Origin of the sequence: Nocardia sp. NPDC050712 (assembly GCF_040654295.1) — a bacterium.
Lineage (GTDB): Bacteria > Actinomycetota > Actinomycetes > Mycobacteriales > Mycobacteriaceae > Nocardia.
Genome location: NZ_JBFAHT010000001.1, coordinates 791,818 through 807,163 on the forward strand (window position 1 = coordinate 791,818; position 15,346 = coordinate 807,163).

General features: G+C 68.5%; 16 protein-coding genes. 8 read left to right on the forward strand and 8 right to left on the reverse strand.

All coding sequences use genetic code 11. The features are described from left to right. Positions 1-12 precede the first annotated feature (12 nt). From moaA to AB0H76_RS03775, 4 genes are all read left to right on the forward strand, one after another. Positions 13-1,071, forward strand: a complete 1,059-nt coding sequence (gene moaA, locus AB0H76_RS03760; protein ID WP_357316913.1) for a GTP 3',8-cyclase MoaA — start codon at positions 13-15, stop codon at positions 1,069-1,071. After that, positions 1,064-1,306, forward strand: coding sequence for a MoaD/ThiS family protein (locus AB0H76_RS03765; protein ID WP_357316916.1), 243 nt, complete (start codon positions 1,064-1,066; stop codon positions 1,304-1,306). Before moaA ends, AB0H76_RS03765 begins: the two co-directional genes overlap by 8 nt. Before the next feature lie 123 nt (positions 1,307-1,429). Continuing rightward, on the forward strand, positions 1,430-2,146 hold the full coding sequence (locus AB0H76_RS03770) for a YciI family protein (protein ID WP_357316918.1): 717 nt from the start codon (positions 1,430-1,432) through the stop codon (positions 2,144-2,146). Beyond that, on the forward strand, positions 2,143-3,387 hold the full coding sequence (locus AB0H76_RS03775; protein WP_357320360.1) for a sigma-70 family RNA polymerase sigma factor: 1,245 nt from the start codon (positions 2,143-2,145) through the stop codon (positions 3,385-3,387). Before AB0H76_RS03770 ends, AB0H76_RS03775 begins: the two co-directional genes overlap by 4 nt. A 13-nt stretch (positions 3,388-3,400) precedes the next feature. On the opposite strand, the gene nadE is transcribed toward AB0H76_RS03775, so the two are convergent. Together nadE and AB0H76_RS03785 are read right to left on the reverse strand one after the other, a co-directional pair. Further along, positions 3,401-4,225: an ammonia-dependent NAD(+) synthetase gene (gene nadE, locus AB0H76_RS03780; protein WP_357316921.1), complete on the reverse strand. Its 825-nt coding sequence runs from the start codon at positions 4,223-4,225 to the stop codon at positions 3,401-3,403. A 6-nt stretch (positions 4,226-4,231) separates the two neighbouring features. Further along, a complete protein-coding gene (locus AB0H76_RS03785; RefSeq protein ID WP_357320362.1) occupies positions 4,232-4,825 on the reverse strand; it encodes a helix-turn-helix domain-containing protein in 594 nt (197 codons plus the stop codon). A 148-nt stretch (positions 4,826-4,973) separates the two neighbouring features. On the opposite strand from AB0H76_RS03785, the gene AB0H76_RS03790 reads away from it, so the two are divergent. The 4 genes from AB0H76_RS03790 (at position 4,974) to nrdE (ending at position 8,831) form a co-directional block, all read left to right on the forward strand. Then, the gene (locus AB0H76_RS03790; RefSeq protein WP_357316924.1) at positions 4,974-5,546 is read left to right on the forward strand and encodes an NAD(P)H-dependent oxidoreductase; all 573 of its coding nucleotides are present in this window, start codon (positions 4,974-4,976) and stop codon (positions 5,544-5,546) included. A 416-nt stretch (positions 5,547-5,962) separates the two neighbouring features. Beyond that, positions 5,963-6,196, forward strand: coding sequence for a glutaredoxin-like protein NrdH (gene nrdH / locus AB0H76_RS03795; RefSeq protein ID WP_357316926.1), 234 nt, complete (start codon positions 5,963-5,965; stop codon positions 6,194-6,196). A 35-nt stretch (positions 6,197-6,231) separates the two neighbouring features. Beyond that, entirely contained in the window at positions 6,232-6,684 is a 453-nt protein-coding gene (nrdI, locus tag AB0H76_RS03800; RefSeq protein ID WP_357316929.1) for a class Ib ribonucleoside-diphosphate reductase assembly flavoprotein NrdI, read from the forward strand. Between the two features lie 65 nt (positions 6,685-6,749). After that, complete coding sequence (gene nrdE / locus AB0H76_RS03805) at positions 6,750-8,831, forward strand: class 1b ribonucleoside-diphosphate reductase subunit alpha (RefSeq protein ID WP_357320365.1); 2,082 nt, start codon at positions 6,750-6,752, stop codon at positions 8,829-8,831. 55 nt (positions 8,832-8,886) lie between these two features. Here nrdE and AB0H76_RS03810 read toward each other — a convergent pair whose 3' ends face one another. The 6 genes from AB0H76_RS03810 to AB0H76_RS03835 all read right to left on the reverse strand — a co-directional run bounded on the left by AB0H76_RS03810 (position 8,887) and on the right by AB0H76_RS03835 (position 15,329). Further along, positions 8,887-9,663: an alpha/beta hydrolase gene (locus AB0H76_RS03810; RefSeq protein WP_357316932.1), complete on the reverse strand. Its 777-nt coding sequence runs from the start codon at positions 9,661-9,663 to the stop codon at positions 8,887-8,889. A gap of 140 nt (positions 9,664-9,803) precedes the next feature. Further along, the gene (locus AB0H76_RS03815; RefSeq protein WP_357316935.1) at positions 9,804-10,796 is read right to left on the reverse strand and encodes an LLM class F420-dependent oxidoreductase; all 993 of its coding nucleotides are present in this window, start codon (positions 10,794-10,796) and stop codon (positions 9,804-9,806) included. A gap of 69 nt (positions 10,797-10,865) precedes the next feature. Further along, positions 10,866-11,192, reverse strand: coding sequence for a ferredoxin family protein (locus AB0H76_RS03820; protein ID WP_357316938.1), 327 nt, complete (start codon positions 11,190-11,192; stop codon positions 10,866-10,868). Continuing rightward, complete coding sequence (locus AB0H76_RS03825) at positions 11,189-12,763, reverse strand: FAD-binding protein (protein WP_357316941.1); 1,575 nt, start codon at positions 12,761-12,763, stop codon at positions 11,189-11,191. The genes AB0H76_RS03820 and AB0H76_RS03825 overlap by 4 nt, the downstream gene beginning before the upstream one ends. After that, positions 12,760-13,992 carry an MFS transporter gene (locus AB0H76_RS03830; RefSeq protein ID WP_357316944.1) on the reverse strand — a complete coding sequence of 411 codons (1,233 nt, stop codon included), beginning with the start codon at positions 13,990-13,992 and terminating at the stop codon, positions 12,760-12,762. The genes AB0H76_RS03825 and AB0H76_RS03830 overlap by 4 nt, the downstream gene beginning before the upstream one ends. Next, positions 13,989-15,329: an LLM class flavin-dependent oxidoreductase gene (locus AB0H76_RS03835; protein ID WP_357316946.1), complete on the reverse strand. Its 1,341-nt coding sequence runs from the start codon at positions 15,327-15,329 to the stop codon at positions 13,989-13,991. The genes AB0H76_RS03830 and AB0H76_RS03835 overlap by 4 nt, the downstream gene beginning before the upstream one ends. Positions 15,330-15,346 lie beyond the last annotated feature (17 nt).

Sequence of the window (15,346 nt, forward strand, 5' to 3'; positions counted from 1 at the left end):
CATAATGAAAGCGTGACGTTGGTCGAAATGGGCATCCCCGCCGTGCGATCAGGGCGCCCCTCGCTCGACGGGCGTCCGGAAACGCCGTTCCTGGTGGACCGTTTCGGACGCACCGCGCGCGACCTCCGGGTCTCCATCACCGAGAAGTGCTCGCTGCGCTGCACCTACTGCATGCCCGAAGAGGGCCTGCCGCCGATTCCGCAGGACGAACTGCTCACCGTCGACGAGATCGTCCGGCTGGTCGTGCTGTCGGTGCGCGAACTCGGCATCCAGGAGGTGCGCTTCACCGGCGGTGAACCCCTGCTGCGCCGCGACCTGGAGCACATCATCGCGGGCTGTCACGCGCAGGTGCCCGAGGTGCCCTTGGCGATGACCACCAATGGTGTCGGGCTCAAGCATCGGGCGCGGGGGCTGGCCGAGGCCGGTCTGCACCGGGTCAACGTCTCCCTCGACACTGTCGACCGGCTCGGCTTCGCCCGCCTGACCCGCCGCGACCGCCTCGAATCGGTGTTCGCCGGCATCCGCGCCGCCCGGGACGCGGGCCTGGCCCCGGTCAAGGTGAACGCGGTGCTGATGCGCGAAACCCTTTCCGGCGCCGCCGATCTGCTGCAGTGGTGTCTCGACGAGCAGTGCGAACTGCGGTTCATCGAGGAGATGCCGCTGGACGCCGATCACGAGTGGGCGCGCTCGAACATGATCACCGCCGCCGAACTCCTCGACGTCCTCGGCGCCCGCTTCCACCTCACCGAGGCCGGCCGCGCCGACCCGTCCGCCCCGGCCGAGAAGTGGCTCGTCGACGGCGGCCCCGCCACCGTCGGCATCATCGCCACCGTGACCCGCAAGTTCTGCGACACCTGCGATCGCACCCGGCTCACCGCCGACGGCATGCTGCGCTCCTGCCTGTTCAGCGACCAGGAATTCGATCTGCGCGGCGTGCTGCGCTCCGGTGCCGACGACGCCGAGATCTCGGCCATCTGGCGCGGCGCGATGTGGAACAAATGGGCCGGCCACGGCATCGACGCCGCGGACTTCGTACCCCCGGAACGCACGATGGGAGCCATCGGTGGTTGAGATCCGCTATTTCGCCGCCATCGCCGACGCGGTCGGCAAGGCCGGGGAAACGCTAGAGCTCCCCGCCGCGGCCACTCTCGCGGATCTGCGCACCGTGCTGGCCGACACCTACGGCCCCGACCTGGACAAGATGCTGGGCGTGTGCGCCTACCTGGTGGGCGACGAGCTCACCCGCGATCCGTCGACCGCGCTGACGCCCCGCGTGGACGTCCTGCCGCCGTTCGCCGGGGGCTGAGCCCCGGCCCGCTCGCGGGTGCCCCGAAATTCTTCGCGCGTCGATGTAGAGATGATCGCGCCGTGTTCGTCGTCTGGATAGCGTGGGGTATCGGACCCCCGTGATTCGAGGGAGGCAGACGCGATGCACTATCTGGCGACATTGGCGGGACGCGAGGACGACAGCGCGGAGCCGGGCAGCCCGGAGTTCGACGCCGAGGTCCAGCGATACGCGGATTTCGAGGCGGCGGCGGGTGCGGCGATCGCCGGCGGCGCGGCGCTGTACCCGGCCGAGACGGCGCTGATCGTGCGGCATCGGGCCGGGCAGACGTTGATCACCGATGGGCCCTTCACCGAGCAGGCCGAGGTCGTCGGCGGGTTCCTGGTGCTGGACTGCGCGGATCTCGACGAGGCCATCCAGCTGGCCCGCACGAGCCCCGCCGCCGAGTCCGGCTCGATCGAGCTGCGCCCGACGGTCATGTACTCCCCGCACGAGATGCCGGGTGCGGACTGGTGGATGGCGCTGCTGTGGGAGCGGCCCGACGCGGTGCTCGCCCCCGACAGCGCCGGGTGGGACGCGGCAGTGGCCGAGCACAAGCTGTTCGGCGACAAATACGCCGCCGCGATTCGCGGCGGCGGTGCGGTGCTGCCGCCGTCGACGGCCACCACCCTGCGGGTGCGCGGCGGTGAATTGCTGCTCACCGACGGGCCTTTCCCCGAGTACGCCGAGGTGGTCGACGGCTTCTACCTGTTCGCGGCTCCCGACCGGGTGGCGGCGGCCGAGATCGCCGCGGAGATCCCCTGCGGCGAGCACGGGTACGTGGAGGCGCGTCAGGTCGTGGATCTGAGCGCTTGGCAATGACCCTCGACCCGGCCGGAATCGACGCGATCTACCGCGCCGAATTCGGCCGGGCGCTGGCCACGGTGGCCGCGCTGACCGGTGACCTCGGGCTCGCCGAGGACGCGGTGCAGGACGCCTTCGCCGACGCGCTGCGCAGCTGGCCCGGCAGCGGGCTCCCGGCGAACCCCGGCGCGTGGATCACCACCGCCGCCCGGCATCGCGCGCTGGACCGCCTGCGCCGCGAATCCGCCAGGGCGGCAAAAGAACAGAACGCGGCACGACTGGACCGGACCGGGTATCCCGCGCCGGACGAGGAGCTCGACATGACCGCTGTCGCCGACGACCAGCTGCGGATGATCTTCACCTGCTGTCATCCCGCGCTGTCGGCCGAATCCCAGGTCGCCCTGACCTTGCGGCTGGTGTGCGGGCTGCGCACGGCGGAGATCGCCCGGGCCTTCCTGCAACCCGAACACACTGTGGCGCAACGACTCACCCGCGCCAAGACGAAGATCCGGCAGGCGGGCATTCCGCTGCGGGTGCCGCCCGCGCACCTGCTGCCCGAGCGCACGCCCGCCGTCCTGTCCTGTATCTACCTGGTCTTCACCGAGGGCTACTTCGCCACCTCGGGCGCCTCGGCGCTGCGAGATGAACTGTGCGACGAGGCGATTCGGCTCGGCCGCCTGCTCTGCGGGCTACTTCCGGCCGACCCGGAAGCCCGGGCGCTGCTGGCCCTCATGCTGCTCAACGACAGCCGCCGGGACCAACGCCGTTCCCCCGCGGGCGAATTGGTTCCGTTGGAGGAACAGGACCGCGCCGGCTGGAACCACGCGGCCATCGAATCGGGCCTACGCTGCCTGATCTCGGCGGCCGCGGACGGCCACAGCGGTCCCTATCTCGCCCAGGCCCGGATCGCCGCCGCGCACGCCACCGCCACGAGCTGGGCGGACACCGAGTGGGGCGCGATCGTTGCCGCCTACGACGAACTCGCGCGGTATTCGCGCTCGCCGGTCGTGCAGGTCAACCGCGCTGTCGCACTGGCCTTTCGCGACGGCGTCGAGGCGGGGCTGGCCGCCCTCGACGCCGTCGCCGGTCATCCCCGCCTGGCCGAGGCGCACCTGGTCGCGGCTACCCGCGCCGACCTGCTGCGCCGGGCGGGACGCGACGCGGAGGCCGCCGAGTACTACCGCGCGGCCGCGGCGAGTGCCGCCAACGCGCAGGTGCGGCGGTTTCTCGCGCGGCGCCTGGCCGAGGTCGAGGGCTGATGCCGGAAAGTGGTCAGCGCCACCAGTCGTCGAGCGGGGTGACCGGGACCGTGCGCTTGTGCCGGGTGTTGAGGAAGATCGTTTCCAGCTTCTTCGCCACCTCCTCGGTGACGTCCTTGCCCTCGAGGTAATCGTCGATCTCGCTGTAGCGCAGCCCGAGCGCTTCCTCGTCGGGCAGCGCGGGCCGCTCGTCCTCCAGGTCGGCGGTCGGCACCTTGGACCAGATGCTCGGCGGCGCGCCCAGCTCTTGGAGCAGGGCCGCGCCCTGGCGCTTGGTCAGGCCGGTCAGCGGGGTCAGGTCCACGCCGCCGTCGCCGTATTTGGTGAAGAAACCGGTGACCGCCTCTGCCGCGTGATCGGTGCCCACGACCAGCAGGTTCTCCTGCCCGGCCAGCGCGTACTGCACCACCATGCGCTCACGGGCCTTGATATTGCCGCGCACGAAGTCGCGCAGCTTGTCCACCTTCACCGCGGAGGCCACCTCGGCGGCGACGGCATTGGCGCTGGGCCGGATATTGACCACGACCGAGCGATCGGGCTGGATGAAACGCATCGCGGTGCGGGCGTCCGCCTCGTCGGACTGCACGCCGTAGGGCAGGCGCACGGCGACGAAGCTGGTCTCGTATCCGGCGGCCCGCAGTTCCTCGGTGGCCAGCTGGCATAGTCGGCCGGCCAGCGCGCTGTCCTGCCCGCCGCTGATGCCGAGGACGAAACCCTTTGCGGGAGTGGACCGCAGATAATCCTTCAGGAAATCGACGCGCCGCCGCACCTCTTGTTTCGGTTCGATGCTCGGCTGGACACCCAACTCCATCACGATCTGTTCGCGCAGACTACCCATGGCAACTCACTCTACGATGCGGCGTACGAAGGCTTCCCAGTTGTCACCGATTTGCCCGCGCGTGTAGCCCAGCACGTTCATCTGGTGCATGACCATCGGCGCGGCCAGCACGGCGAGCAATCCGTCGGCCAGCAGTGGCAGTTCACCGCGGGCGCCCGCGTCCCGCAGCAGCAGCGACACGTGCGCCTTGAGCAGGCCGTAGGGCGCACCGGCGTAGCGGTCGTTGCCCTCGCCGATCTCCGCGGCCCGGTGCAGCTCGCCCTCGACCTCGATGTCGAGCAGCCGGGCGCGGCCGAAGGCGACGAGCCGGTCCAGGGCGGGCGCGCCGGGGCCCAGCGGCGGCGGACCGAACATGAAGGCGCCCTGGAATTTGCGGTCGGAGTGATCGAGCAGGGCGCGCATCAGCCCCGTGCGGTTGCCGAACCGGCGGAAGACGGTACCTTTGCCGACACCGGCCCTTTTGGCGAGCGCGTCCATGGTCAGGCCGTCCGCTCCTTGTTCGCGGACCAGCTGCTGGGCGGCATCCAGGAGAAGCTGCCGGTTACGGGCGGCGTCGGCGCGTTCGGCGGGCTCGGTTCCCGCGGAACCGATCGGCAGCAGGTTCCGTACGCCGACCCCGTCGTCGGGCAGGGATGTGCCGTAGGTCACAGTACTTCTCGCACTCTCGAAGGAATGGAACCGGACCGCAGTCCGGTTGATCTCTGGTGAAAGCTTGCCACCACTAACGCTCAGTACATCAGGAGACATCATGTCGGAGACCCGGATCCTCGCTCTCGTCGGTAGCCTGCGCGCCGCGTCCATCAATCGTCAGCTCGCCGAGGCCGCGGTCCAGACCGCCCCGGAGGGCGTCGAGATCAGCCTCTACGAGGGCCTGGGCGAGATTCCCTTCTACAACGAGGACATCGACGTCGAAGGCGCGGTGCCCGCCGCCGCGCAGGCGCTGCGCGAGGCCGTCGCGAATGCGGACGCCGTGCTGCTGGTAACCCCGGAGTACAACGGGACCATTCCCGCGGTCCTGAAGAACGCCATCGACTGGGCGTCGCGGCCGTACGGCAACGGCTCGCTGAAGGGCAAGCCGGCCGCGGTGGTGAGCGCGTCGATCAGCTCGAACGCGGCCCGCTGGTCGCACGGTGACGCGGTCAAGGCGCTGGGCGTGGCGGGCGGTGTGGTCGTGGAGGCCGCGCACGCGCACTTCGGTGTGATCGGCGAGCGGTTCGGCGCGGCGCACCCGCGCGAGGACGCCGAGGCGCTGACGCAGCTGGGTGCGACGGTGCACGAGCTGGTCGTGGCGGCGCGGGGTGAGGAGTTTGTCCCCGCCTGATTCCGCCGCCTGTCCCAGGGCCGTCCGGTGTATACACCGGACGGCCTTTTGCTGTCGGCGTGTCGCGTGGTTCCGCCGGGGTGGACGGGGCGATCGAGGCGGGTGTGACGGAAGCGTCGAAAAAAGTTTGCTGAGAAAGAGCTACGGTACGAAATTGTGATCTACACCATTGCCGTGTCGTGTTGCAAATCGCGAGTTCAGGTACTTACCGATCCGGAATTCCACCTTTGTGACTCGCAACATGTCGTGTTGGATGAAACTGTCTGCCACTAGGTGTAGTGTCTTCACTGCTGGAGGACGACGCGAGACACCCTCCGGGACGCACCGGTTCGAAGCGGTGCGAACAGGGGTTTCGCAGTCGGATCCAAGAGTTTGCGCATCAAGGACCGCACTGCTACTTGGAGAGAGGGATACCTATGACCATCACCGTGTACACCAAGCCTGCTTGTGTCCAGTGCAACGCCACCTACAAGGCGCTCGACAAGGTCGGGGTGGACTACGAAGTCATCGACATCTCCGAGAACGCGGAGGCGCGCGACTACGTCATGGCCCTCGGCTACCTGCAGGCCCCCGTCGTCGTCGCCGGTGAGGACCACTGGTCCGGCTTCCGGCCCGACCGCATCAAGTCGCTCGCGACCGTCGCTGCCTGATCTTTCGTAGTCCTTCGAGGAAGGAGGGGCCGGCCATGTCTGGTCTGGTGTACTTCTCCAGCGCCTCGGAGACCACGCATCGTTTCGTCGAGAAGCTGGGTATCCCGGCCACTCGCATACCACTGCACACTGCCGACACGCTCCGCGTCGACGAGCCCTACGTGCTGATCGTCCCCACCTACGGGGGCGGTCGGCACGTCCTGGGGGGCACTCGCTCCGACAAGGAATTCGTGCCGCGGCAAGTCGCCAAGTTCCTCAACGATCCGCACAACCGTGCCCTGCTGCGCGGGGTGGTCGCGGCCGGTAACACGAACTTCGGCGATACCTTCTGCGCTGCCGGTGACGTCATCTCGCGTAAATGCGGGGTGCCCTACCTGTATCGCTTCGAACTCATGGGAACCGCTGAGGACGTCGCACGCGTCCGCGAGGGATTGGGATTGTTTTGGCAACAGCAACAACAGCACCGGCAGGCAAGTCAGCTCGTTTAGAGCAGCAGCAGTCGGCCCGGAACGCGGAAGCCGGTGAGGTCTTGGATTACCACGCCCTCAACGCGATGCTGAACCTCTACGGTCCGAACGGCGAGATCCAGTTCGAGAAGGATCGCGAGGCCGCGAACCAGTACTTCCTGCAGCACGTCAACCAGAACACCGTCTTCTTCCACAACCTGGACGAGAAGCTGGACTACCTGGTCGAAGAGAACTACTACGAGCCCGAGGTGCTCGAGAAGTACAGCCGCAAGTACATCAAGCAGCTGTTCAAGCAGGCCTACGCGCACAAGTTCCGGTTCCCCACCTTCCTCGGCGCGTTCAAGTACTACACCTCGTACACGCTGAAGACCTTCGACGGCAAGCGCTACCTGGAGCGCTTCGAGGACCGCGTCTGCATGGTCGCGCTCACCCTCGCCGACGGCGACGAGGTGCTGGCCAGCAAGCTGGTCGACGAGGTCATCGACGGCCGCTTCCAGCCGGCCACCCCGACCTTCCTGAACTCGGGCAAGAAGCAGCGCGGCGAGCCGGTGTCCTGCTTCCTGCTGCGCATCGAGGACAACATGGAGTCCATCGGGCGCTCCATCAACTCCGCGCTGCAGCTGTCCAAGCGCGGCGGCGGTGTCGCGCTGCTGCTCAGCAACATTCGTGAGCACGGCGCCCCGATCAAGAAGATCGAGAACCAGAGCTCCGGCGTCATCCCGATCATGAAGCTGCTGGAGGACTCGTTCTCCTACGCCAATCAGCTCGGCGCGCGTCAGGGCGCGGGCGCGGTGTACCTGCACGCGCACCACCCCGACATCTACCGCTTCCTCGACACCAAGCGGGAGAACGCGGACGAGAAGATCCGCATCAAGACCCTGTCGCTCGGCGTGGTGATCCCGGACATCACCTTCGAACTGGCGAAGAAGAACGAGGACATGTACCTGTTCTCGCCGTACGACGTGGAGCGCATCTACGGCAAGCCGTTCGCCGATATCGATGTCACCGAGAAGTACTACGAGATGGTCGACGACAAGCGGATCCGCAAGTCGAAGATCAAGGCGCGCGAGTTCTTCCAGACCATCGCCGAGCTGCAGTTCGAGTCGGGCTACCCCTACATCATGTTCGAGGACACGGTGAACCGGGCCAACCCGATCGCCGGCAAGATCACGCACTCGAACCTGTGCTCGGAGATCCTGCAGGTCTCCACCCCGTCGGAGTTCAACGACGACCTGTCCTACGCCAAGGTGGGCAAGGACATCTCCTGCAACCTGGGTTCGATGAACATCGCCAAGTCGATGGACTCGCCGGACTTCGCGCAGACCATCGAGACCGCGATCCGGGCGTTGACCGCGGTGTCGGATCAGACCCACATCTACTCGGTGCCCTCGATCGAGCAGGGCAACAACCAGTCCCACGCCATCGGCCTCGGCCAGATGAATCTGCACGGGTACCTGGCGCGCGAGCGGGTGCACTACGGGTCCGAAGAGGGCATCGATTTCACCAACATCTACTTCTACACCGTGGTCTTCCACGCGATCCGGGCCTCGAACCTGATCGCCCAGGAACGCGGCAGCTACTTCGGCGGGTTCCCCGAATCCAAGTACGCCAGCGGCGAGTTCTTCGACAAGTACACCGATCAGGTGTGGGAGCCGAAGACCGAGCGGGTGCGTGAGCTCTTCGCCGACGCGGGCGTGCACATCCCGACCCAGGACGATTGGCGTCTGCTCAAGGGCCTGGTCATGGAGCACGGCATCTACAACCAGAACCTGCAGGCCGTCCCGCCGACCGGCTCGATCTCCTACATCAACAACTCCACCAGCTCCATCCACCCGGTGGCGTCGAAGATCGAGATCCGCAAGGAAGGCAAGATCGGCCGCGTCTACTACCCGGCGCCCTATCTCACCAACGACAACCTCGAATACTACGAGGATGCCTACGAGATCGGCTACGAGAAGATCATCGACACCTACGCCGCCGCCACCCAGCACGTGGACCAGGGCCTGTCGCTGACCCTGTTCTTCAAGGACACCGTCAGCACCCGCGACCTGAACAAGGCCCAGATCTACGCCTGGCGCAAGGGCATCAAGACCCTCTACTACATCCGCCTGCGCCAGATGGCCCTGGAAGGCACCGAAGTCGAGGGCTGCGTGTCCTGCATGCTGTAGTCAGCACGTACCGAAAGGGGCGGCTTCCGTGCGGAAGCCGCCCCTTTTCGGTTCCTCAGAGCTCGGCGAGGAATTCGGTGACGTGCTTGGCGAAGCCGGTGGGGTCGGCGGCGTAGATGAAGTGATCGGTGTCGAGTTCGGCCAGGCGGGTGCCGGGCCGGCGGGTGGTCATGGCTTCGGCCTGGTCGGTGGGGATGACGCCCTGGGTGCCGCGCAGGAGGAGGGCGGGGCAGGTGGTGGCGGTCCAGTCGGCCCAGTGGTCGCCGTGGACATGGTGTTCGGAGTCGACGATGTCGGCGGGGTGGAAGGGCAGGCTCCAGGTGCCGTCGGCGCGTTCGCGCACGAGGGCGCCGAAATGGGCTGCCATCGGGCCCATTTCGGCGATCAGCTGGGCGCGGGTGGGGGCCTCGTGGGGGAGGGCGAGGACGAATTGGAGCGGGTTGACGCCGTCCAGGCCGAGCACGGCAGGCCCTTCGGCGTTGATGAGGGCGGTGATCCGCTCGGGGTGCCGGGCGGCGAACTGGTAGGCGTTGATCGCGCCGAGGGAATGGCCCAGAGCGACGACCTGGTCCAGGCCGAGGTGGTTCAGTAGCGCTTCGATGTCGGCGAGGTAGCCCGCGCGGGAGTAGTCGGCGGCGCGATCGGAGTAGCCGTGGCCACGCTGATCCAGGGCGATCACCCGCCATTCGGGCGCCAGAGCGGCGGCCAGTTCGGTGAAGCTCGCACCCTCGGACATGTGGCCGTGCAGGGCGAGCAGCGGGCGGCCGGCACCGCCGAAATCGAGGTAGCTGAGGGCGCGGCCGTTGCTGTGGAAGGTGTTGCGAGTGCTCATTGTGGTCTCCGTTCCGAGGGCGTGCTCAGAACGGTAAACTGTTTTAGACATTTGTGCAAGACATTTGTCTTAGTCGGTGGGGTCGCGACGACGAAGGGGCGGCCTCCGTACTGGAGGCCGCCCCTTGCGTTGGTCGTGACTCAGCGCAGAGCCGGGGCGATCTCGCGTTCGAAGAGGTCGATGCCGGAGGTGTCGTAGGCGGACTCGGGGAAGTTGAAGATGGCGTAGGCCAGGCCGAGATCCTTGACGGCGGTGAGGTTTTCGATGACCTGCTCCGGCGTGCCGACGGCGAGCGAGGTGCGGAACATGCCGTCGACGTAGCCCTTGGCCTGATCGTCGCCGATGACCGACGCCAGCTTGGCCTGCACGGCCGAAAGCCGTTCCTCGACTTCGACTTCGGTGGCGCCGAGGATGATGTTGAAGTTCGACGAGCGGGTGATCGCGTCGAAATCGGTACCGACGGTGGCGCAGTGGCCGCGCAGGAGCTCCGACTTCGCCTCGAACTCGGCCGGGTTGCCGCTGAAGTTGGTGTACTGCGCGTACTTCGCCGCGATCTTCAGCGTCACCTTCTCACCGCCACCGGCGATCCACAGCGGAATACCGCCCTCCTGCAAGGGCAGTGGCCGCACGATCGCACCGTCGACCTGGTAGTACTTGCCGTCCAGGGTGGCCTCGCCCTTGGTCCAAGCCTGCCGGAAGATCTGCACACCCTCATCGAGGCGGCCCAGTCGCTCCTTCGGGGGCGGGAAACCGTAGCCGTAGGCCCGCCACTCGTGCTCGTACCAGCCGGCGCCGATGCCCATCTCGGTGCGGCCACCGGAGATCAGATCCACGGTCGCGGCGACCTTGGCCAGATAGGCCGGATCCCGGTAGCGCATCGCGGTACACATCTGGCCGAGCCGGATCCGCGAGGTCGAGGCCGCGAACGCCGACATCAGGGTCCACGCCTCGTGCGTGGCCTCCTCGGTCGGCACCGGAACGGTGTGGAAATGGTCGTACACCCACAGCGACTCCCAGGTCTGGGAGGCGTCGGCGCGCTGCGCGAGATCGCGCATCACCTGCCATTGCGCGGCCGGCTCGATGCCGACCAGGTCGAGCCGCCACCCCTGCGGGATGAAGATGCCGAAACGCACAGATATCTCCTTTGGTGTGTGTACTCCCGAACCTAGCCGCACCCGGTCGAGGCGGCAGGGCGTCCCCGGTCAGGGCAGTTCGGGACCGATCGCGTCGCGGGCGGTGAGGCGGCCGCCGCCCCAGCCGAGCGCCTTGCGGTAGCTGCCGAGCAGCCCCTCCGCGATGAGGTGACCCTCGTCGCGTTGCGGGTGGTCGGCGGGCAGCGGTGTGGTGCGCGCCGCGACGAACAGGGCGTCGGCGGGGCAGTACGCCTCGCACAGGAAGCAGGTCTGGCAATCGGAGTGCCGGGCCAGCACCGGGATGCCGTCGGGGCCGCGATCGAAGACCCGGGTGGGGCAGACCTCGATGCACTTGTCGCATTCGATGCAGCGGTCGGCGGAGACGAGTTCGATCATGCCGGCACCAGCGTCCGGCGGGTGCGGAAGCTCGGCTCGGGCGCGGTCCAGATCTCGTCGAGGCCGCCGGTGATCAGCCGATGGTGCTGTGCCGGATCGAGTTCGGGGAAGTCCTGGCGGCGCGCCATGCCACGGGACTCGGTGCGGGCCAGGGCGGCGGTGTACATCCAGCGCGCGTGCGCGGTCATGGCGGCCGCCGAGCGGGCCTTGGCGGTGTCGGCGCCGGTCAGACCGGAGCGGGCCTGCTGCCACAGTCCGTGCAGCGTGGTCAGGGCGGGCCGCAGCCGGTCACCGTGGCGCAGATAGTTCTTGTCGTAGGGCAGCACCTCGGCCTGGACGGCCGCGACCAGGTCGGCCGGGCGCAGCTCGGCGTCCGGCCGGTCGAGCGGGCGCAGGCCCGCACCGCCCGCGCCGAGCCGGGGCCGGGCCACCGCGTCCCGTTGCCGCAGCGCGTATTTGCCCGCGCCGCCACCCGCCCAGCTGCCCGAGGACATGGCCCAGGCGGCGTTGTGGCTGCCGCCGCCGGTGAACCCGCCGCAGATGAGTTCGCGGGTGGCGACATCACCGGCCACGAACAACCCGGGCACGCTGGTCGAGCAGTCCGGGCCGGCGATCCGGACGCCGCCGGTGCCGCGCACGGTGCCCTCGAGCAGCAGCGTGACCGGGAAGCGGTCGGTGAACGGGTCGATGCCGAGCCGGTCGAAGGTGAGGAAGAAGTTGGGCTGGCCGTGGCGCATGGCCTGGCGCTGGGCCGGATCGGCGCGGTCGAGCGTGCAGTACACCGGCTCGTTCAGCAGCGCCTTGGCGATCGGGGTGCGGGCCTTGCCGGAGGCGCCCGCCAGCGGTTCGCCGTTCCCCAGGTAGAAGGTGGCGAAGGAGTAGTAGGCGGTCTTGGTGACCGAGGTGAACTCCGGGGCGATGGCGTAGGCGTTGGAGAACTCCATGCCCGACAGCTCGGCGCCCGCCTCGACCGCCATCAGCGCGCCGTCGCCGGTGTTCACGTTGCAGCCCAGGGTCTTCGACAGGAACGCGCATCCGCCGGTGGCGAGCACGACCGCGTCCGCGGCGATCTCGACCTGCGTGCCGTCGGCCAGCCGTTGCAGCCGCGCGCCCGCCACCGCCCCGTACGGGTCGACGAGCAGTTCCACCGCGGGGGTGTGATCGAGAATGCGGACACCGGCGCGCTGCACCCGAAGCCGCTGGCGCTTCATGTAATCCGGCCCCTGGACGCCGGTGCGGATCTGCTCGCCGTCGGGTCCGACGGGGAACGGATACCGGCCCGCGGTCGCGAGTTCGTTGACCCGGGCATAGGTTTCGTCGAGCACCCGCGCCATCCACTCCCGGTCGGCGAGATAGCCGCCGAGCGCCTCCCGGCTCGCCATCGCGCGTTCGCGCAACTCGGGCTCGGGTTGGACGTACCAGATTCCGGTGCCCGCGGCGGCGGTCGCGCCGCTACTGCCGCAGAAGCCCTTGTCCGCCAGCAGGACCGAGGCGCCGGTGGCCGCGGCCTCGAGCGCGGCCCAGGTTCCGGCGGGTCCACCGCCGAGCACGAGCACATCTACGTCGATCATGAGATCACCTTCTGTGGAAGAGGTTGCGGTACCGGAGGCCAGGGAATGTGGCGGGGGATGAAGCGGCCCATCACCACCGCGCCGAGCGCGGCGACGCCGCCGATGGTGAGCGCGGCCACGGCCAGCGGCGCGGCGCTGGCCAGGACGCCGAGTAGCAGCGGACCGCCGAAGGCGCCGCAGTCGTGGGTGAGTCGCCAGGCGGCCAGGAACTCCGCGCGGATCCCCGGCGGCGCGACGTCGGCGCCGAGCACCATGATCAGCCCGTTGCCGATGCCGTTGCCGACCCCGAGGGCGACGGCCACCGCGCCCAGGGTGACGGTCGAATATGTCAGTGGCACCGCGGCATAGGAGGCCGCCAGGATGCCGAGCGAGGGGACCGCGATCGGCGCGCGGCCGTAGCGATCCATGAGATGCCCGGCCGGATAGGCGAAAACGAGCTCGAGGGCGGCCGCGATGCCGAAGAGCAGGCTGGCGGTGGCCGCGTCGATCCCGATGTGATGGGCCCACAGCGGCAGGATCACCTCCCGCGAGGCCCGGGCCGCGCCCATCAGCATCGAGCCCGCGCCCAGCGTGCACAGCACGAGACGATGCTGCTGGACCACGCCGAGCAGCGAGATCGGCGGGGCCAGAGCAGGTTCGGTGTAGGTGCCGCCGGGTAGCGGCAGCCGCACCATCATCCAGCCGGCGACCAGAAATGCCACGAACTGCACCGCGAACCCGCCGCGGATACCGACGCCCAGGATGGCGAGCGCGCCGAGCAGCGGCCCGACGAAGAACCCCAGCCGCATCGAGCCGCCGAACAGCGACATCGCGCGCGCTCGCAGCGGCAGCGCGATGGCCTCGGCCATGAAGGTCATCCGGGCCAAACCCCAGACGGCATTGGACAATCCGACGATCAGCAGGCCCACGCACAGCACGGGCACGTTCGGCGCGAACATGCACAGCAGCACACCCACCAGGCCGACGGCGGTGCCCCAGATGGTCGAGGCGCGCTCACCCATCCAGGCGACGAGCTGACCGGACGGGATGCCGCCGAGCACCTGGCCGAGGCCGACCAGCGCCACCGCCAAGCCCGCCACCGCCACCGACGCACCGAGGTCGACGGCGGTGAGCGTCATCACCGGTGCGGCGGCGCCCATGCCGATGCCCCGCGCCAAGGTGGGCACGTAGACCGTGAACACCAAGGGACGCAGGGTATCGATCGGGGCAGCGTTGATCTGCGCGGTCACGCGCTCGCTTCGGTGCGTACCGCCGCGAACTGACTCTCCACCGCCGCCAGGCCGTAATGCCCACGCAGCGAGTTCGATTCGTAGTCGGCGCGGAACAGGCCCCGCTCCTGCAGGATCGGCACGACCTTGTCGACGAAGTCCTCCAGGCCGCCCGGCAGGAACGGCGGCATGATGTTGAAGCCGTCCGCCGCGCCGCCCTCGAACCAGGCCTGCAGTTCGTCGGCGATCTGGGTCGGCGTGCCCGCGAAGGATCGGTGCCCGCGGCCGCCGCCGAGCTTGCCGATGAGCTGGCGCACGGTCAAGTTCTCCGACTCGGCCAGCTCCTTGACCAGCAGGAACCGGCTCTTGCCGCCCTCGATCTCGGTGACCTCGGGCAGCGGCGGAAGCGGGGCGTCCAGGGCGTGCTGGGTCAGGTCGACGCCGAGCAGCCGGGAGAGCTGGCTCAGGGCGTAGTCGGGGGAGATGAGGTCGGTGAACTCCTGCTCCAGCGCCTTGGCCTCGGCCTCGGTGTCGGCGATGTAGGGGACCAGGCCCGGCAGCACCTTCAGCTCGTCGGCGCCGCGGCCGTACTTGGGCAGCCGCGACTTGAGGTCCCGGTAGAACGCCTGCCCCTCCTCGAGGGTGCGCTGGGCGGTGAACACGGCCTCGGCGTACTGGGCCGCGAATTCCTTTCCGGCTTCGGAGGATCCGGCCTGCACGAGCAGCGGCCGCCCCTGCGGGCTGCGCGGCGAGTTCAACGGTCCGCGGACCTTGAAGCGGGGACCGTCGTAGTCGAGGGTGTGCACCTTGTCGGGGTCGGCGAAGACGCCTTCCTCCTCGTCGAGCACGATCGCGTCCGACTCCCAGCTGTCCCACAGCCGCACCGCGAGATCGACGAACTCCTGGGCCCGTTCGTAGCGGCGCGCGTGCTCGGGGATCGCGTCGTAGCCGAAGTTGAACGCCTCCTCCTCGCTACCGGAGGTGACGATGTTCCAGCCGGCCCGGCCGCCGCTGATGTGATCGAGCGAGGCGAATTTGCGGGCCAGATTGAAGGGCTCGTTGTAGGTGGTGGACGCGGTCGCGATGAGACCGACCTTGGAGGTGGCCGCGGCGATGGCCGCCAGCAGCGTCACCGGCTCGAAGACCGCGAGGGTGTTGCGCTTGATGCGCGGGCCGACCGCGAGGCCGTCGGCGAAGAACACCGAATCCAGCTTGCCGCGCTCGGCGATGCGGCCGAGTTCCTGGAAGTGCGCGACGTCGAGCACGTCGTGCGACTTGGTGCGCGGGTGCCGCCAGGCGGCCTCGTGGTGGCCGACACCCATGAGGAAGGCGTTGATGTGGAACTGCTTGGGAGACATGCGTTTTCCTTAAGAAA